This window comes from Halorubrum sp. B52, from assembly GCF_059752555.1.
This window is the reverse complement of the sequence record NZ_MWTG01000009.1, coordinates 151,958-170,506: the sequence shown is the minus strand read 5'-3', so window position 1 is coordinate 170,506 and position 18,549 is coordinate 151,958. Positions and strand designations below refer to the sequence as shown.

The following is an 18,549-nucleotide window of genomic DNA, read 5'->3' as shown; positions in this document are numbered from 1 at the left end:
ACGACGGCGCTACAGGTCGTACTGCTCGCGGACCAGCCCGTCGAGGCCGCGCTCCGCGAGGACGTCGAGCGGCGCCAGCATGTCGAGCTGGACGACGCCCGGGAGCCGCCCGACCTGAACGCCGCCGGTGAACGTGCAGCGCCCGCGCACCTCGCCCTCGCTCATGTCCAAGAGCTTCGTCGCGCGGTCGAAGGCGTTCTGCGTGGCGTCGTTGACGGTGGCGCCGGAGCCGACCACCTGGATCGGCGCCATCTCCGTCTCCGTCTCGACGCCGTGTTCCGCGCCGAGCTCGCGGCCGGCCTCGCGCTCCGCGTCGGTGTACGGCGCGCTGATGAAGGGGAGGTCCTCCTCGTTCGGGAGCAGCACGGGGCCGTCGAGCTCGAGCCCCTCGATCACCTCGACGTCCATGGTGACGGTGCCGCTCACGTCGGTGGTGTGGAGGGAGAGCTCGCCGTCCCCCTGGTTCGCGTGGAGGTCGCCGACGTAGATCCCCGCGCCGTCGACGGCGACGGGACAGATCAGCGTGGCGCCCGGACGGACCTCCGGGATGTCCATGTGACCGTCGGTGCGCTTTTCGAGGTCTTCCTCGGTCTCGACCCCGTAGTCGTGGTCGGCCCCGATCAGGCTCTGCCCGAAGTCGCCCGCGTTGTGGGAGTCGGGCATCGTCACGGAGGGCGTCGTCCCGATGTTGCCGATGAACGGGCGGAGGCGACCGAGCGTGCCGGGCATTCCGTCGGGCTCGTACAGGAGGATCGGGTGTTGCCGGGAGTTCTCGGGGATGTCCATCACCTCGTCGGCGTCGAGCGCGAGCCGGTGGGCGCCCTCCTTATCGAGCGTGACGCCGACCGCGTTCTCGTGGTCGAACGCGACGGTGTAGCCGTACTCGAAGCCGAACGAGGAGGCGTTGGCGCCGCACTCGGCACAGCGGATCGCGTCCTCGCCGGTCCCCTCGACGACCGAGTCGGGCCAGGTCGTCCCGCACTCCGGACAGCGGTGGTCGACGAACGGGTCGTCGCGGAACGCCTCCTCGCGCTCGGCCATCGACCCCGTGCTCGTCGCCATGCTCGTCACCTCCACGTCGCGGATGCGGATCGCGACGGCGTCGCCGACTTCGGCGCCCTCGACGCGGATCGGCCGCGTCACCTCGTGGCCGCCCCGGAACGAGGGGGTGACCATCGGCCCCCAACACCCGGGGGGCGTGTACGTCTTCACCGTGCCGCCGTCGGCGACGGTTCCGGCCCACTCCTGGTCGGGGCCGACCAGCCCGAGCGTGTACTGGTCGACGTACAGCTCCTCTTCGATCTCTTGCTGTGACATAACACACCAGGGTACGTGACACACCGAAATAACGCTACTGCTCGCGGAACCGCGGCGGCGGTCGCGCGGGGAGAGAACGTTTCAAAACGGATAGCGAACGAGAGAACCGTCATTCCGATACACAAAACGTCGACGGCCCGGGGTCCGAACGCGAGTCTGAGCCGTACCGCCCGCGTGACGCGTTTTAAATGGATTTCGGAGCGCTATTTCCGGCGAGTTCGGCGGTAACCGGTGTGAGTCGGAGACGCAAGCGTACGCGGGCCACAGTCTGGCAGAAGCGGCGTTTTCGCCGAAACGGCGATGGCGGCTGAGCGTTCGATTTCGAACAACGGTACAATTCGCAGAATACTCGAGTTTCTTATGAATATCGGTGTCGGGATCGGCGTGGTACCCGACTACGCCGCGCGGTCGGCGGCGCCGTCGACCAGCTCCTCGGCGACGGTCGCGGCGTCCATCAGTGCCGGGTCGACCGCGAGGTCGGCGACGGTCGCGACGAACGCCGGCAGCGACCGCTCGGCGTAGGTCACGGCGAGGACGGACGGCTGCAGCTCCTTAGCGATCGGGATGCCGGTCGCCTCCTCGACGTCGGTGAGGACGAAGTAGGCGGCCTCGGCGATGCCGGCGTCGGAGAGCGCGTCGGCGGTGACGAGCCCGTCGATCCGGCGGACCTCGACGCCGAGCGCGGCGAGCTCCTCGCCGATGCCGTGCTCGTCGGGTCCGGCGACGACGGCGATTTCGCCCTCTGCGCGGCCGCCGTCGGGTCGGGCGGGAGTCCCCGCCATCACTCGTACTCGATCGTCGCGGGCGGCTTGTGGGTCACGTCGTAGACGACGCGGGCGACGCTCTCGTTCTCGCCGGTGATCCGGCTCTGGATCCGCTGGAGCGTGCTCCAGTCGAGCTCCTGCGCCCGGGCGGTCATCCCGTCGCGGCTCTCGACCGAGCGCACGGCGACGACCCAGCCGTGCACGCGGTTGTCGCCCTTCACCCCGGTCGCCTTCCCGAGGACGGCGGCGAACGCCTGCCACGGGTCGTACTCCTCCAGCTCCTCCTCGACGACGTGGGTCGCCTCGCGGGCGACGTCGGCCTTCTCCGGGGTCACCTCGCCGACGATGCGGACGGCGAGCCCGGGGCCGGGGAACGGCATGCGCTCGGAGATGATCTCTTCGAGGCCGAGCTCGCGGGCGACCTCGCGGACCTCGTCCTTGTAGAGGTCGCGCACGGGCTCGACGATCCCCTCGAAGTCGACGACCTCGGGGAGCCCGCCGACGTTGTGGTGCGACTTGATGTTCCCCTCGGACTCGATGCGGTCGGGGTAGATCGTCCCCTGGACGAGGTAGTCGGCGTCGACGTCGCGGGCGACCGTCTCGAACTCGTCGATGAACCCCTCGCCGATGACGTGGCGCTTCTCCTCGGGGTCGGTGACGCCCGCTAGCCGGTCGAAGAAGCGGTCCTGCGCCTCGATCACGCGCAGCGACTCCATGAAGGAGAACGTGTCGCGGATCTCCTCGGTCTCCCCTTTGCGCATCAGCCCCGTGTCGACGTAGACGGGCGTGAGCTGGTCGCCGACCGCCTCGTACGCGAGCGTCGCCGCGACCGAGGAGTCGACCCCGCCGGAGAGGGCGATCACGGCGTTCGCGTCGCCGATCGCCTCCCGGATCTCCGCTATCGCCTCGTCGATGAACTCGTCCGTATCGACCATCTATAGCCTCACGTCCGCGTTCCGTTCGGTTGTGTCCGTCGATCCCAGCGCCGCCTCGACGAGGGCGACGAACGGCGGGCTCGCGCGGTCCGGCCGCGACCGGAACTCGGGGTGCGCCTGCGTCCCGAAGAAGAACGGGTGGTCGGGGCGCTCTAAGATCTCCATCCGGTTGTCGGCGCGCCCGGAGAACGTCAGCCCGTCGGCCTCCAACCGGTCGATGTACTCGGGGTTCACCTCGTAGCGGTGGCGGTGGCGCTCCGTGCAGGAGTCGGCGTCGTACACCCGCGCCGCGAGCGTGCCGGGCTCGATGTCGGTCTCGTGGGCGCCGAGCCGCATCGTGCCGCCCATGTCCTCCGTCTCGTACTGCTCGGGGAGCAGATCGATGACCGGGTGGGGGGTGTCGGGGTCGATCTCGGCGGAGTGGGCGCCCTCCAGCCCGAGGACGTTACGGGCGTGTTCGACGACCGCCATCTGGAAGCCGAGACAGAGCCCGAGGAAGGGGACGTCGTTCTCGCGGGCGTACCGGACCGCCTCGATCTTCCCGTCGGTCCCGCGGGAGCCGAACCCGCCGGGGACGACGACCGCGTCGGCCGACGCCAGCCGCTCCTCGTGGCGCTCGGTGGTCTCGTCGGCGTCGACCCACAGCACGTTCACCTCGGTCCCGGTCTGGATCCCGGCGTGTTTCAGCGCCTCGTGGATCGACATGTACGCGTCTTCGAGGGCGTACTTCCCGACGAGCGCGACGTCGAGCTCGCGGTCGCGGTCGCGGGTGACCAGCTCGCGCCACTCCGTCGAGCGCTCGGCCTTCGGGAGCGCCTCCTCGGCGAGCCCGAGCCGCTCCATCACGTACTCGTCTAACCCCTCGTCTTCCACCATCAGCGGGACGTGGTAGATGTCCTCGACGTCGGGGTTCGAGAAGACGGCGTCCGTCGGCACGTCGCAGAATAAGGCGATCTTCTCTTTCGTCTCCGGGTCGAGCCGGTCCTCGGAGCGGCCGACTAAGATGTCCGGCTGGAGCCCGATCGAGCGCAGCTCCTTCACCGAGTGCTGGGTGGGCTTCGTCTTCTGCTCGCCGTTCTTCGAGTAAGGGACGAGCGTGACGTGCGTGAAGAGGATGTCCTCGTCGTCCTCCTCGTGGGCGAACTGGCGGAGCGCCTCGAGGAACGGCATGGACTCGATGTCGCCGACCGTCCCGCCGATCTCGACGAGGCAGACGTCGGACCCCTCGGCGGCCTCCCGGATGCGACGCTTGATGTCGTCGGTGACGTGGGGGATGATCTGGACGGTCTTGCCGAGGTAGTCGCCGGCGCGCTCGCGCTCGATGACGTGCTGGTACGTCTTCCCCGTGGTGACGTTGTGATCGAACGTCATGTCGGTGCCGAGGAAGCGCTCGTAGTTGCCCAAGTCGAGGTCGACCTCGCCCCCGTCCTTCAGGACGTACACCTCGCCGTGCTCGTACGGGTTCATCGTCCCGGCGTCGACGTTGAGATAGGGGTCCACCTTCACCGCGGTGACGTCGAAGCCCGCGTTCGCGAGGAGCCGCCCGGTGCTGGCGGCGGTGATCCCCTTCCCCAGCCCGGACATGACGCCGCCGGTGACGAACACGAACTTCCGACCCAGCGACGGGTCGTACCCTGTGTCGGGATCCGTTGGCATATCGACCGTCCGTCAGGGGCCGGCAAAACCGTTTCGGACCCTCCGTTTCGGGTGGACGTTCGTGACGGACCCGCGACGCGCTCCGGACCGGCGTCGGGGAACACCGCCCCGACTCACTCCGGCGCGGCGAGCTTGTAGCACATCCCGGCCTCGTCGGAGCCCTCCGGAGCGCGCTCGGCGTAGTATATCGCGTCGTCGGTGACGAACGGGGCGCTGGTGACGTCGCCGCGCCCCTCGACCGCCCACGTCACCGAGCCGTCCGCGCGGTCGAGCGCGTAGAGGTGCGCGTCGTACGAGCCCGCGAGCACGTGCTCGTTCGTCGCGGTCACGCTGCCCGTCACCCAGCCGTTCACCGGGGTGGACCACTCCTCCTCGCCGGTCGCGAGGTCGACGGCGTACACGTTGCCGTCGTGACTCCCGACGTAGACCGTCCCGTCGTGGACCGCGGGCGCGCACATGACCATGTCGTCGGTCTCGAACTCCCAGAGCCCGGTGCCGTCGGCGACGTCGACGGCGGTGACCGTCTCGGCCCACGACGGGACCACCGCGATCCCGCGGCTGACCGCGATCGGCGCCTTCACGTCCCCGCCGGTGTCGTACGTCCACGCGCGCTCGCGGTCGGAGACCGACCAGGCGTAGACGTGGCCGTCGTTCGAGCCGAAGAGGAAGCGGTCGCGCTCTAAGTCGACGGCGACCGTCGAGTGCGGGTGGTCGGTCGGCCGGTCGTCGCGCCACTCCACGTCGCCGCTCTCGGCGTCCATGACGACGACGGTCCCGCTCGGCGTCGCGTACTCGACGGCGACGTACAGCCGCCCCTCGTGGTAGGTCGGGCTGGCGGCGGCCGCGTCGCCGACGTCGGTCTGCCACAGGATCTCGCCGTCCGCGACCGAGACCGCGGAGACGACGCCGTCGTAGGTCCCCACGTACGCCGCGCCGTCCGCGATCGCGGGGGTGCCGTGGCTCCCGCGGTCGTCGTCGGAGATCGAGGTCGACCAGTTCGGCTCCCCGTCCGTCGCGATCGACTGAATGCGGCCCGTGTCGTCGGCGACGAGAACGTCGCCCGACGGCGCGAGCATCGGGCTCCCCTTCGAGGCCGTGTGGTCGCCGCGGTTCGCCGGCACGGCCCACTCCACGTCGACGGTCTCGGGGATCGTCGCGTCGATGTGCCCGTGGTTCCGGAGCCCCTGCCGGAACTGCGAGGTGAGCCCCTCGGGCGACTGCGGTCGGTCGTCGAGGTCCAGCGGGAGGTCGGCGCCCTCGAAGTCGGACTCCCCGTCGTCGCCGTCGTCCGACAGGTCGCCGCCGAGCGCGCTACACCCCGCGAGTCCCGCGACGCCGACGCCGCCGGCGACGCGGAGCCAGTCGCGACGCGTCCGTTCGGTCATGGATAGCGGTTCGCGGGTGAGGGTAAAAAGACATACCGCTCGGGAGCGCGGCGGTCAGGGATCGGCGGGGACGGGGGACGTCAGCGGCGGGGACGGGGGACGCCCAGCGAGAGCGGGTCGGCCCACGGTCGGGCGAAAGCTACTCCTCCCTCGCGGAGACAGTCGCACCCGTCCCATGAACCTGTCAGCGGTCCCTCCGCTCGTCGCGGCCGGCGTGGCGCTCGCGTTGAGCGTCCTCCGCCGGCTCCCACCGCTCCTCGTGTCGTCGCCGATAGACGCACCGCCGGTTCAGCGGCTCGGGCTGTACGTCGCCGCCGGACAGCTCGTCTCGTTCCTGCTCGTCTACGGCCTCCTGTTCGGCGTCTCGTTCACCGTCGGGCGGCGACGCGACGACCCGCGGAGCGACGGTCGGATCGCGCTGGCGGCCGGCCTCGCCGCTGCAGTCGTGACCCTCGTCGGCACCGCCGTCGTGCTGCTGATAGCCGAGCCGCGACAGGGCGCCGCGGTGGTCCTCCAGGCGCTCGGGTCCACGCTCGGCGTCGGCGCCCAGCTCGCGGTCGTCGTCTTCGCCGGGCTCGCGCTCGCCCGGTACCGGAACGAGAGCGCGGGGACGGCGTAGCTACCGCTGGAAGTCATACGAGTCGAGGGTGAATCGGGTGTGAGATTTTGCGAGGGAAGAGCGCTCCGAGAGCGTCTTCCGCATCACGGGGGTGGACCCCGACGATGCGAGGGGAGGGATTTGAACCACGGTCGCGCCGGAGGCGCTCCCTGATTCAAATCCCGCCCTCGTGTGCATTCGCGCGTTGTGGACGCGCTCATGCGAGGGGAGGGATTTGAACCCACGGACCGCCGCGAGACGGTCCGGCTCGCTTCGCTCGCCGGCTGCGACTCGCGTGCTCTCGTTCGCTCGCGGTGCTCGCTCACGAGACCTCTACAGGAGCGGATCTTGAGTCCGCCGCCGTTTCCGGGCTTGGCGACGCCAGCGGCTAGGAGTGAATCGAGTGTGAGATGTTGCGAGGGAAGAGCGCTCCGAGAGCGTCTTCCGCATCACGGGGGTGGACCCCGGCGATGCGAGGGGAGGGATTTGAACCCACGGACCTCTACAGGAGCGGATCTTGAGTCCGCCGCCGTTTCCGGGCTTGGCTACCCTCGCACGCAGTCGGCACCAAGCCCTCCGGGTGGTTTAACTCACCGGTTTCCCCGGCCGCGCCCGCGTCCTCCCTCGGAGGAACCCGGCTGCACGGCGATGTCGGCCCACACGAGGCGGTGGTCCGAGGCGTCTGCCACGTCGTCCGCGAGCCCGCGCTTGTTCGCGTTCGGATTCGGCCACACCACCGACGAGGCGCGCTTCGAGAGATCGGGCGAGGGGAGGACCCAGTCGACCTTGGACCCTTCCCCCCCGAAGTCGGCCGTCGCGTACTGGTTCCCTAGCGTGGCGCCGCCCGGGCTCGTCGGGAGGCTGCGGCTGTTGAAGTCGTCGTTGTCGACGAAGTATTTCGTCGCCGGGTCGAGCGGCTCGTCGCCGGGGCCGGCGTTCATGTCGCCGAGCAGCACGTAGGAGGCGTCGTCGTCGAGACCGCCTTCAGTTCCGGAGTCGTCGTAGATGTAGTCCGCGCCGGCGACGTAGTCGGCCCAGAACCGGTTCTCGTCGTGGTTCCAGCGGCCGTTGAAGTTGTTGTCGAAGTCGAACACCGCCGGCGTCGGATGCGAGAACAGGCCGTGGACGGTCTCGCCGTCGACGTCGAACGGGACGTCGATGTGGGTCTTCGAGGAGAGCCGGTACACCTCCAGTTCCTCCTCCGTCAGGTAGATGCTGTCCTCGGTGTCGACCCCCTCGTCGCCTGCGACCGGGATCAGGTTGTCGGGCATGTCCGCCCACAGGAACTTCTGGAACGAACGGATCGCGTCCTCGTCGAAGGGGTACCTGCTCGCGATGCCGAACGCGTACTGGCCGGGATAAGTCCCGAACCCGAACGCGTCGCCGGGACGCCCGAACTCACCGTTCTTGTTGAAGTCGTACTCCTCCTCCGGGAGGACCCCGGTGTTGCTCTCGGGCTGGAGCGTGTGTTCGTACTCGATCCCCTCCAAGTTCTTCCCCTGCGGCTCGCTGAGATAGTTCTCGACGAACGCCTCGATGTTCGTCTGGTCCGTGGGGACATCGTTGACGGTCGCCTCCTGAATGTTGTTCGCGAGCTCGTTGACCACGAGCACGTCCGGGTCGACCTCCTGTATCACGCGGGCCGCGGCCTCCGCCTGTTCGTCGCCCGGTTCCTGTACCTGTTGGGTACCCAACTCGACGACGTTGAACGCGGCGTACCGCGGCGTGGGCGCGTTGCCCCGCCCCGCGGCGGTGCCGACGATTCCGGGCACGGCCGCCGCCGCGCCGATCGCCTTCAGCACGCTCCGCCGTGAGGTCTGGTGTGGCATGCGACCGTGTTTATTATTTATGAAGTATTAAGATTTTAAATATCTCTCAATACGTTGATAGTAATAACTCTATCCGGCGTCGAACGGACGAGTCCAAATCCGCCCTCACAGCGCGATCATCGACACGCCGACGACGGCGAGGGCGGCGGCGACGAGGCGGACGCGGAAGTATCGCTCGCCGAGGACGACTCCGCCGAGCACGACGGCGACGATCGCCTGCGTGTTGATCACCGGCGAGGCGACGCTCGCTGGGAGCGACGCGAACGCGATCGTCGTCAGGTGCTCGCCGAGCGCGACGAGCGCGCCGACGGCGAGGAACTTCGGCGCGTCGTCCCGGGTGACGGTCGGCCGGGTCCGGATCGCGGCGGGCAACAGGACGAGGGCGGAGCCGGCGAGCAGCAGCGGCACCCACAGCGTCCCCGGGATCGCGAGCTCCTGGAGCGCCACGCGCTTCCCGAGGTCGGCGACGGCGAAACACGCCGCGCTCACCAGGGCGAGCTGGGCGGGGCGGGAGTGGACCGCGCTGACGAGCGGCGCGAGCAGGCTCCCCGGGTCGTAGTTCGCGACGTAGACGGCCGCCGTGGCGACGACGACGCCGGCGATCTGGATCGGCGCGAGCACCTGCCCGAGCAGCAGCACCTCCATCGGGAGCACGAACATCGGGACGACCTTGTTGATCGGGGTCACGTAGGAGACGTCGCCCTGAGCGATCGCCCGGAGGAAGAGCACGAACGCGGCCGCGGTCGCCGTCGCGGTGCCGGCGAGGGCGGCGACCGCCGCGGGGTCGACCGCCGCCAGCGACCGCGCGAGCGTCCCGAGCGCGCCGAGCGGGTCGGCCGCGAGCGCCGCGCCGCCGAGGTCGTTCGTCGCGACGGTCACGGGCAGGAACCACGCGATCGCCGCCGCGTTGATCAGCACCGTGAGCCCGGCCGGCGGGTAGCCGGAGAAGGAGCGCTTGAGCACGAAGACGTACACCCCCCAGACGACCGCGGCCCCGATCGCGGAGGGGAGACCGAGTTCCATCGATCGACCCGACGCCCGGTCGGGGAAAGAAGCGTTCGATCCCGGTCGCGGCGCGCGAGCGGACGCGGCGACGGTCGACGAGGACGGGCCGCGAAACGGTTAGGTCGCTGGGCCCGAGAGGCGTTCGCATGGACGAGCACACCCGGGACCCCGGCGTCGCCCCGCCGCTCGGGGACCCGACCGGGTGGCACGCGGCCGACGACGGGTCGGAACGGGACGACGACGCCGCCGGCGACGCGGACGCCGTCCCCGACGACGCGCGGCTCGCCGGCGGCCACTGGGAGCACGCCACGCTCCGCCGGGCGACCGAACACGGGGTCCGGCTGTTCAACGCCGGCGCGTACCACGAGTCGCACGACTGCTTCGAGGACGAGTGGTACAACTACGGGAGCGGGACCACGGAGAGCGCCTTCCTCCACGGGATGGTGCAGGTCGCGGCGGGCGCGTACAAGCACGTGGACTTCGAGAGCGACGACGGGATGCGGTCGCTGTTCGAGACCGCGCTGGAGTACCTCCGGGGCGTCCCGGACGACTTCTACGGCGTCGACGTCGCCGAGGTGCGCGCGACGCTCCGAGACGCGCTCGGCGACCCGGCCGCGATCGACGGCTGGAAGATCCCGCTGGACGACGCCCGACCGGAGGCGTATCCGGCCGACTACGAGTACGCCGAGCGGATCGACGAGGCGCACTGAGCGGCCCGTGCAGCCCGTGCGGCGCGGCCGACCGCGCCGATCCGAACGCGACTTACCCGCCGAGCGCCTCGTGCGGGTATGGACGTGTACGAACTGGGCGAGGGGGAGCCCGAGGTCGCGGTCGTCGGCGCGATCCACGGCGACGAGCCCTGCGGCGCCCGAGCGATCCGACGGCTCCTCGACAGCGACCCCGACGCCGAGCGCCCGGTGCGGCTGATCGTCGCCAACGAGGCGGCGCTCGACGCCGGAGTGCGCTACCTCGACGCCGACCTCAACAGGGCGTTCCCCGGCGACCCCGACTCGGACGCCCACGAGGAGCGGCTGGCCGCCGAGCTGGCCGCCGAGGTCGAGGGGTGTACCACCCTCGCGATCCACTCGACGCAGTCGTCCGCCGAGCCGTTCGCGGTGATCGACTCGATGGACGAGGTCACCCGCGCGGTCGCCCCGCACCTCCCGGTCGACGTCGTCATCGAGACGGACGCGTTCACCGAGGGCCGGCTCATCGAGCACCCGCACACGCTCGAGGTGGAGGCCGGCCTGCAGGGCTCGGAGACGGCGGCGGACAACGCCTACTGGCTGACGCGGGCGTTCCTGGCCGCGACCGGCGCGCTCCCGGCGCCGGGCGCCGACGACGTGGTCGACGCGGGCGGCCGCGACGACGTCGAGGTGTTCCGGCTCCGCGACCGGATCCCGAAGCCGGACGCCGAGGAGTACGAGGTGTTCGCGCGCAACTTCGAGCGCGTCGAGGTCGGCGAGGCCTTCGCGGCCGCCGGCGACGAGCAGCTCCGCGCCGACGAGCCGTTCTACCCCGTGTTGCTGTCGCCGTACGGCTACCGCGACCAGTTCGGCTACGTCGCCGACCGGGTCGGAACGATCGAGTGACCGCGGGCGTGCGGGCGGGATCGCCTACTCGACGAGTTCGATCTCGTCGTCGCCGTTCGGCACCGCACAGATGAACGCGCCCGGCTCGTCGCCGTCGTTCCGGTACCAGTGCTCGACGCCCGCCGGGATGAGGAGCGCGTCGCCGGGGGAGACGACGTGCTCCGTCTCGCCGATCCCCACCACGTACTCGCCGGCGAGCACGTACTGCTCGTGTTCGACCGCGTTCGTGTGGCGGGGGACCGCGGCGCCGGGCGCGAGCTCGAACCGCCGCATCGCGAAGTTCGGGGCGCCGTCCGACGCGTCGAGGAGCACGCCCTTCCGGAGCCCGTCGGCGGCGTCGACCGCCTCGTAACCGATCTCGTCGCCGCGCTTCACGACCGCGTCCGGTGCGCCCGTCGCCGTGTCGTCGGTGGCGTCGTCCATACCGGCCGATCGGCGGCGGAGCGGTTATAAGCGACGGCGAGCGGGTCGGCGTCGCGATTTCCGGAGATCGCCGCACGCCTCGGAGCCGTCGCCCGCCGATCCCGAAGCCGTCGCGCTCCGGCCTCGAAGCCGCCGTCACGCATTCTCGTCGCCACCCCCGGACGTTTAACCGCCCACCCGACTAACTCGATGACATGCGAGGACTCAAAATCGGGACCGTGCTCGGGATCCCGGTCAGGCTCAACTGGACGTTCCTGATCGTGTTGCCGCTGTTCGCCTACCTCATCGGGTCGCAGGTCGAGATGATCGCAGACGTGATGAACGAGGCGCTCGGCGCCGGCATCGACCCCGCCGCGCTCGCCGGCGGGCTCACGCCGTGGATCCTCGGGCTGTCGGCGGCGCTGGGGCTGTTCGCGGGCGTCCTCCTCCACGAGTTCGGCCACTCGGTCGTCGCCATGCGGTACGGCTACGAGATCGAGTCGATCACGCTGTGGCTGCTCGGCGGGCTCGCCAGCTTCACCGAGTTCCCGGAGGACTGGAAACACGAGTTCTGGATCGCGGTGGCGGGCCCGATCGTCAGCGTCGCGGTCGGCGTCGGCTGTTACGCCGTGTTCGTCCTGGCGCCGGCCGGGTCGAACGCCGTGCTGTTCGTGTTCGGCTACCTCGCGCTGTTGAACGTGGTGCTCGCCGGGTTCAACATGCTCCCGGCGTTCCCGATGGACGGCGGGCGCGTCCTCCGGGCGCTGTTGGCCCGGAACCAGCCGCACGCGCAGGCGACCCAGCGCGCCGCCGCGGTCGGGAAGGCGTTCGCGTTCGTCATGGGGATCGTCGGGCTGTTGAACTTCCAGCTGCTTTTGATCGTCCTCGCCTTCTTCATCTACATCGCCGCCTCCGGTGAGGCCCAGCAGACCACCCTGAAGGCCGCCTTCGAGGACGTCACCGTCGGCGACGTGATGACCGGACGCGAGGAACTCCACACCGTGGCGGAGGACACCTCCGTCGCGGAGCTGATGAGCCGGATGTTCGAGGAGCGACACACGGGCTACCCCGTGCTCCGCGGCGACGACCTCGTCGGGATGGTGACCTTAGAGGACGCGCGGTCGGTCCGCGAGGTCGAGCGCGACGCGTACACCGTCGGCGACGTGATGGCGACGAACGTGGTCGCGGTCGGCCCGGAGACGGACGCGATGACCGCGCTCCAGACGATGCAGGAACACGGCGTCGGGCGCCTCCCCGTCGTCGACCGCGAGGAGCGACTCGTCGGGATCATCTCCCGATCGGACCTGATGACCGCGTTCAACATCATCCAGACGGGCGGCACCCCGAGCATCATCAGCGGGCGGCGACAGATCGGCGACGACCCCGACGTGTTCTGAGACGGACCGAGCCCGCGTCGCCTCCGGCGGCTCGGGAGCGGGCGTCGGCCGGGGGCTCGGGGGCGGCCGCCGACTACCGACCGAAAGCGACTCCACGCCGACGGCCCTACCGACGCCATGAGCGATTCGGAGGCGACGGCGGTCCCCGTCACGGTGTACACCCGCGAGGAGTGCACCCTCTGTGACGCCGCCCGGGAGACGATCGAGGAGACCGCCGCGGGGCTCGACGTGGCGATCGACCTCGAGATGGTCGACGTCGACGAGGACCCCGCGCTCGCGGACGAGTACGGCGAGCGCGTCCCCTACGTGCTGATCGACGGGCACCCGGCGTTCAAGTACGAGGTCGACGAGCGCGAGCTGCGGCTGAAGCTGCTCGCGGCGTCCTGAGAGGGAAAAAGCGGTTCGGCGGTCGATCGAGCCCCTACGCGACCGTCTCCTCGCCGGCGCCCGGGGCGTTCGCCTTCACCCTCGTGACGGCCTCGACCGCGTTCGACCGGGAGGCGTAGCCCTCGCCCGAGTCGGCGACGACGTTGCCGTTGCGGTGGCGGAGCCGCCAGCGCCACTCCTCGCGCGCGTCCTCGTAGATCTCGAAGGCCGCGTCGCCGACCTCCAGCACGGACGCGTCCGGCGCGTAGTCGCGGACGCGCTCGACGGCGTCCTCCGCGCCGGACTTCGAGGCGTACCCCTCGCCCGAGTCGGCGATAATGTTCCCGTTGCGGTGGCGGAGCCGCCAGCGGTAGTCGCCGCCCCTGTCCTCGTAGATCTCGAACGTCGCGTTCGCGCCGCCAGCGTCGGCGTCGTCCGCCGCCTCGGCGTCGAGGTCCTCGACCCCGGCCTCGGCGGCGTTCGACCGCACGCTATCGAGCCCCTGCCTCGCCTTCGAGCGCGAGGAGTACCCCTCGCCCGAGTCGGCGAGCACGTTGCCGTTCTCGTGGATGAGCCGCCAGCGCCACTCGCCCGCCGCGTCGCGGAACATCTCGAAGGCCGTCGGATCGACCCGGAGGTAGTCCGCGGCGGCGACGTGCTCGCGGACCCTCGCGAGCGCGCGCTTCGCGTTCGACTTCGAGGCGTACCCTTCACCCGAGTCCGAGATGATGTTCCCGTTGTCGTGGCGGAGCCGCCAGCGCCACTCGCCGCCCGCGTCCTCGAACAGCTCGAACGTCGCCGCGCTCTCGATCGCCTCGTCCTCGCTCGGAACCGCCACGTCCGGCGCCGCGGCGTCCTCGGGTTCCGGGCCGTCGTCCGCCGCGACGGCCGCCGCCTCCTCGACCGGCGTCTCGATCCGGAGGATCCCGGCGCCGAGCGCGTTCCGCCGGACGCCGTGGAGCCCCTGCTGGGCCTTCCCGCGGCTGCTGTACCCCTGTCCGGACGTCGCGACGACGTTGCCGTTGCGGTGGCGGAGCCGCCAGCGCGGCTTCCCGCTCGCGTCCTCGAACAGCTCGAACCGGGCCTTGCTCTCGCGGAGCGACGCGATCTCGGCGTCGAGGACCTCGGCGCGCCCCTCGGCGGCGGTCAACTCCTCGCGCGTCGACGCCAGTTCGTCCTCCGTCGACGCGAGTTCCTCCCGTGTCGCCTCCAGCTCGGCGGTCGTCTCGTCGCGCTCGGCCGTGGCGGCGGCCGTCTCGCCCTGCATCCGCTCGTAGTCCTCGTACACCGGGTCGGAGAGCAGCGGGACGACCGTCCCCGCGAGCCCGATGAGGAGCAGCCCGACGCCGTACAGCGCGATCACGGTCGAATCGCCGGAGGCGGTGAACCACCCCTCCGGGAAGATGTTCACGAACCACACGACGCCGAGGACGCTCACCGCCGTCCCGAGGTAGCCGAGATAGGTCCCCGTTCGACGGAGCGGGAACCGGATCACGGCCCCGAGCATGACGAACGGCGGCGCCAGCGCGGCCAGCGCGTACGCGATGCCGCGGGTCGACGTCGCCGATTCGGTGAGGAAGAACAGCGCGACCCCGGCCAGCCCGAGCAGAACCCCGAACCCGAACAGCCAGTAGCCGTTCACCTCGTCGTTCGTGGTCGGCGTGCCGATCCGCCGCGCGTACAGTCCGCCGCCTCGGTCCGGCCGATCATCTGTTGCCATGAGTTCGGAGACTCCGGCCGCCCGGTTATAAGTGGTGGTGTGTGACACAGTATCATATACCGTGCCGGACTACCGCGATCCGAGCGTTTACCCGTCGAACGGTCCCTCGTAGCGGTATGCACGTTCTCAGAGGCGGACGAGTCGTCGACGCGGCCGGAAGTCGCGGGGCAGACGTCGCGGTCGCGGACGGCGAGATCGTCGCGGTCGGCGACCCGGGAGCGGTCGACGAGGCGGTCGCGGCGGTCGCCGACGGGAGCGACGGCGAAGTCACCGAGGTCGACGCAGCGGGGAAGGTCGTCGCGCCCGGGCTGATCGACGCGCACGTCCACGTGATGATGGACGGGCGACCCGACGTCGCGACCGCGGTCTCCGACAGCGACTACACCGCGAGCTACCGGGCCGCGGGCAACCTGCGGTCGGCGGTCGAGGCCGGCGTCACGACGGTCCGCGACCTCGGGAGCCGGGGAACCCTCGCGCTCGACGCCGGCGAGGCGGTCGCCGCCGGCGAGATCGACGGCGCGCGGGTCCTCGCGTGCGGCCGCAACGTGATCATGACCGGCGGCCACGGCAACTGGTTCGGGCGCGAGGCCGACGGGCCGGCCGAGGTCCGGAAGGCGGCCCGCGAGCAGCTGAAGGCGGGCGCGGACGTGCTCAAGTGCATGGCGACCGGCGGCGTCCTCACCGAGGGCGCGGTGACCGGCGCCCCCGAGCTGACGCCCGAGGAGCTCGCCGCGTTCACCGACGCGGCGGCGCCGACGGACACGCCGACCGCGGCCCACGCCCACGGCGAGGAGGGGATCAAGAACGCGGTCGAGGCCGGCATCTCGAGCGTCGAGCACGGGACGTTCATGGACCGCGAGGCCGCAGAGATGATGGCCGACCGGGGCACCTACTGGGTCCCGACCGCGAGCGCGCTCCGCGGCATCGTCGACAACGGCGTCGAGGCCGGGATCCCCGAGGACGCTGTCGCGAAGGCCGAGGACGCCGCCGACCGCTTCGACGACGCGTGGGACCACGCGCTGGCGGCCGACGTGCCGATCGCGATGGGCACCGACGCGGGCACGCCGTTCAACTTCTTCGAGGACATCCCGCGAGAGCTGGCGTACATGGTCGACTACGGGCTCTCGCCGGAGGCGGCGCTGGAGGCCGCCACCGTCAACGCCGCCGACCTCCTCGGGCTCGACGGCGTCGGCCGCGTCGAGGAAGGATACCGCGCCGACCTCGTCCTCCTCGACGCCGACCCGACCGAGGACGTCGAGGCGTGGCGGGAGCCGGAGGCGGTGTTCGCCGCCGGCGACCGCGTGGCGTAGGGTAGCTCTCCGCGCCGGGGCCGCGAGAGCGAACCCGCGTTTTTAACCCGAGCCGCCGCAAGGATCGGCCGATGACGAGCGCGCAATCCGGGTCGTCGCCCCGGCACGCGGACCCGGACGAGAACCCCTACGTCGAGGCGCCGCCGACCGACTTCGAGCCGGTCGACGAGCTCTCGGCCGAGGCGGCCGCCGAGCAGGCGTCGCTGCTCCGGGCGGCGGTCCGGGAGCACGACCACCGGTACTACGTCGAGGCGGATCCGCTGATCGCCGACGAGACGTACGACCGGCTGTTCGCCCGGCTCGAGGCGCTGGAGGAGGCGTTCGACCTCCCGACGGAGGACTCCCCGACCCGCCGAGTCGGCGGCGAGCCGCTCGACGAACTGGAGACGGTCGAACACGTCGCGCCGATGCGCTCCATCGACAACGCGACCGAGGCCGAGGCGGTTCGCGAGTTCGACGAGCGCGTCCGGCGGGGGCTCGACGCCGAGGGGTTCGACCCCGACGAGGTCGCGTACGTCTGCGAGCCGAAGTTCGACGGCCTCTCCGTCGAGGTGGTGTACGAGGACGGCGTCTACGCCCGCGCCGCGACCCGCGGCGACGGGATCGAGGGCGACGACGTCACCGAGCAGGTGCGGACGATCCGGTCCGTTCCCGGCCGGCTCCGCGGCGACCCGCCGGAGACGCTGGCGGTCCGCGGCGAGGCGTACATGCCCCGCGACGCGTTCGACGCGTACAACGAGGCGCTGATGGAGCGCGGCGAGGAGCCGTTCGCGAACCCCCGCAACGCCGCGGCCGGGACCCTCCGTCAGCTCGACCCCGCCGTCGTCGCCGAGCGCCCGCTCGACGTCTTCTTCTTCGACGTGCTGGCGTGGGAGACCGGCGACGGGGCGGCGGGAGGAGCCGAGGGCGGCGACGACGCCGGCCCCCCGGAGCGCCCCGACACCCACTGGGCGGAGTTCGACGCGTTCGACGCGTTCGGGCTCCGCCGGACCGACCGGGTCGAGCGCGTCGGCGACATCGAGGAGGCGATCGAGTACCGCGACCGCCTAATGGCCGATCGCGACGACCTCGACTACGAGATCGACGGCGCCGTGATCGCGGTCGACGACCGGGCCCACCGCGAGGCGCTCGGGTCGACGTCGCGGGCGCCGCGCTGGGCGTTCGCCCACAAGTTCCCGCCGCGGACCGCGACGACGACCGTCGAGGGGATCACCGTGCAGGTGGGGCGGACGGGCCGGCTCACTCCCGTCGCCGAGCTCGATCCGGTCGACGTCGGCGGCGTCACGGTGTCGCGGGCGACGCTCCACAACCCCGCCGAGATCGAGGCGCTCGGCGTGAACGTCGGCGACCGCGTGCGGATCTACCGCGCTGGCGACGTGATCCCGTACGTCCCGGAGGTCGTCGAGAAGCGCTCCGAGGGGACCTACGAGTTCCCCGAGACGTGTCCGATATGCGACGCCCCCGTCGAGCGCGACGGGCCGCTCGCCTTCTGCACTGGCGGGCTGGGCTGCCCGGCGCAGCTGGAGCGCGCGGTCGAGCACTGGGCGCGGCGGGACGCGCTCGACGTCGATGGGCTGGGTCCCGAACGCGTCGAGCAGCTCCGCGAGGCCGGGCTCGTGGAGTCGCTGCCGGACCTGTACGACCTGACGGTCGAGGAGCTCGCCGCGCTCGAGGGGTGGGGCGAGACGAGCGCCGAGAACCTCGTCGCGGAGCTGGAGGCGACGAAGGAGCCGCCGCTCGACGCCTTCCTCGCCGGGCTCGGGATCCCCGACGTGGGCGCGACGACCGCCCGCGCGCTCGCGGCGCAGTTCGGCGACCTCGACTCGATTCTCGACGCCGACGAGGCGGCGCTGCGCGAGGTCGACGACGTCGGTCCGGAAGTGGCCGAGTCGATCCGCGACTTCTTCGACAACGAGGAGAACCGAGCCGCGATCGAGGGCCTCCGCGAGCGCGGCGTCGAGCCCGAGTCGGTCGAGGTCGAGTCCGGCGACGCGCTCGACGGGCTCACCTTCGTCTTCACCGGGTCGCTGTCGACGACGCGGAGCGAGGCGCAGGCGCACGTGGAGGCGCACGGCGCGAACGCCACGTCGAGCGTGTCGGGCAACACCGACTACCTCGTCGCCGGCGAGGACCCGGGGCGATCGAAGCGAAGCGACGCCGAGAGCGAGGGCGTCCCCGTGCTCGACGAGGACGCCTTCGCCGACCTGCTCGCGGAGCGCGGCGTGGCGTGGCCGCCCGAGGGCGACGAGTAGGACGGGGGCGTCGCCGGCGGA

The 18,549-nt window shown here is 71.0% G+C and carries 16 protein-coding genes and 1 tRNA gene; 7 read left to right on the top strand and 10 right to left on the bottom strand.

All coding sequences use genetic code 11. The features are described 5' to 3' along the window. Positions 1–9: 9 nt before the first annotated feature. The 5 genes from B4V04_RS09425 to B4V04_RS09405 form a co-directional block, all read right to left on the bottom strand. A complete protein-coding gene (locus tag B4V04_RS09425; protein WP_498231115.1) occupies positions 10–1,317 on the bottom strand; it encodes an acetamidase/formamidase family protein in 1,308 nt (435 codons plus the stop codon). A 395-nt stretch (positions 1,318–1,712) separates the two neighbouring features. Then, positions 1,713–2,099 (bottom strand): DUF7126 family protein, encoded by a 387-nt coding sequence (locus tag B4V04_RS09420; RefSeq protein WP_498231113.1) that lies wholly within the window; start codon positions 2,097–2,099, stop codon positions 1,713–1,715. After that, entirely contained in the window at positions 2,099–3,016 is a 918-nt protein-coding gene (gene guaA / locus B4V04_RS09415) for a glutamine-hydrolyzing GMP synthase (RefSeq protein WP_498231112.1), read from the bottom strand. The genes B4V04_RS09420 and guaA overlap by 1 nt, the downstream gene beginning before the upstream one ends. After that, a complete protein-coding gene (pyrG, locus tag B4V04_RS09410; RefSeq protein WP_498231111.1) occupies positions 3,017–4,672 on the bottom strand; it encodes a CTP synthase in 1,656 nt (551 codons plus the stop codon). Between the two features lie 113 nt (positions 4,673–4,785). Next, positions 4,786–6,057, bottom strand: coding sequence for an outer membrane protein assembly factor BamB family protein (locus B4V04_RS09405; RefSeq protein ID WP_498231109.1), 1,272 nt, complete (start codon positions 6,055–6,057; stop codon positions 4,786–4,788). Between the two features lie 175 nt (positions 6,058–6,232). Here B4V04_RS09405 and B4V04_RS09400 point away from each other — a divergent pair, with 175 nt between their 5' ends. Then, the gene (locus tag B4V04_RS09400; protein ID WP_498231107.1) at positions 6,233–6,676 is read left to right on the top strand and encodes a hypothetical protein; all 444 of its coding nucleotides are present in this window, start codon (positions 6,233–6,235) and stop codon (positions 6,674–6,676) included. Positions 6,677–7,126: 450 nt separating this feature from the next. Here the strand turns inward: B4V04_RS09400 and B4V04_RS09395 are convergent. The 3 genes from B4V04_RS09395 to B4V04_RS09385 form a co-directional block, all read right to left on the bottom strand. Continuing rightward, positions 7,127–7,210 (bottom strand) — tRNA-Leu (locus tag B4V04_RS09395). A 35-nt stretch (positions 7,211–7,245) separates the two neighbouring features. Beyond that, positions 7,246–8,484 (bottom strand): endonuclease/exonuclease/phosphatase family protein, encoded by a 1,239-nt coding sequence (locus tag B4V04_RS09390; RefSeq protein ID WP_498231105.1) that lies wholly within the window; start codon positions 8,482–8,484, stop codon positions 7,246–7,248. A gap of 105 nt (positions 8,485–8,589) precedes the next feature. Further along, entirely contained in the window at positions 8,590–9,507 is a 918-nt protein-coding gene (locus tag B4V04_RS09385) for an EamA family transporter (protein ID WP_498231103.1), read from the bottom strand. 128 nt (positions 9,508–9,635) lie between these two features. Between B4V04_RS09385 and B4V04_RS09380 the strand changes: the two genes are divergently transcribed. Together B4V04_RS09380 and B4V04_RS09375 are read left to right on the top strand one after the other, a co-directional pair. Further along, on the top strand, positions 9,636–10,199 hold the full coding sequence (locus B4V04_RS09380; RefSeq protein ID WP_498231102.1) for a DUF309 domain-containing protein: 564 nt from the start codon (positions 9,636–9,638) through the stop codon (positions 10,197–10,199). Positions 10,200–10,277: 78 nt separating this feature from the next. Then, on the top strand, positions 10,278–11,081 hold the full coding sequence (locus B4V04_RS09375) for a M14 family metallopeptidase (protein ID WP_498231101.1): 804 nt from the start codon (positions 10,278–10,280) through the stop codon (positions 11,079–11,081). Between the two features lie 24 nt (positions 11,082–11,105). Here B4V04_RS09375 and B4V04_RS09370 read toward each other — a convergent pair whose 3' ends face one another. Next, positions 11,106–11,504, bottom strand: coding sequence for a cupin domain-containing protein (locus tag B4V04_RS09370; protein WP_498231099.1), 399 nt, complete (start codon positions 11,502–11,504; stop codon positions 11,106–11,108). A 194-nt stretch (positions 11,505–11,698) separates the two neighbouring features. On the opposite strand from B4V04_RS09370, the gene B4V04_RS09365 reads away from it, so the two are divergent. Next, positions 11,699–12,880, top strand: a complete 1,182-nt coding sequence (locus B4V04_RS09365; RefSeq protein ID WP_498231097.1) for a CBS domain-containing protein — start codon at positions 11,699–11,701, stop codon at positions 12,878–12,880. A gap of 117 nt (positions 12,881–12,997) precedes the next feature. Next, positions 12,998–13,267 (top strand): glutaredoxin family protein, encoded by a 270-nt coding sequence (locus B4V04_RS09360; RefSeq protein WP_498231096.1) that lies wholly within the window; start codon positions 12,998–13,000, stop codon positions 13,265–13,267. Positions 13,268–13,301: 34 nt separating this feature from the next. Here the strand turns inward: B4V04_RS09360 and B4V04_RS09355 are convergent, their stop codons facing one another. Then, positions 13,302–14,966, bottom strand: coding sequence for an HVO_2922 family protein (locus tag B4V04_RS09355; RefSeq protein WP_498231094.1), 1,665 nt, complete (start codon positions 14,964–14,966; stop codon positions 13,302–13,304). 116 nt (positions 14,967–15,082) lie between these two features. Here B4V04_RS09355 and B4V04_RS09350 point away from each other — a divergent pair, with 116 nt between their 5' ends. Together B4V04_RS09350 and ligA are read left to right on the top strand one after the other, a co-directional pair. Then, positions 15,083–16,276, top strand: coding sequence for a metal-dependent hydrolase family protein (locus B4V04_RS09350; RefSeq protein ID WP_498231092.1), 1,194 nt, complete (start codon positions 15,083–15,085; stop codon positions 16,274–16,276). A gap of 71 nt (positions 16,277–16,347) precedes the next feature. Further along, complete coding sequence (gene ligA, locus B4V04_RS09345; RefSeq protein WP_498231090.1) at positions 16,348–18,528, top strand: NAD-dependent DNA ligase LigA; 2,181 nt, start codon at positions 16,348–16,350, stop codon at positions 18,526–18,528. The last annotated feature ends 21 nt before the right edge of the window (positions 18,529–18,549 follow it).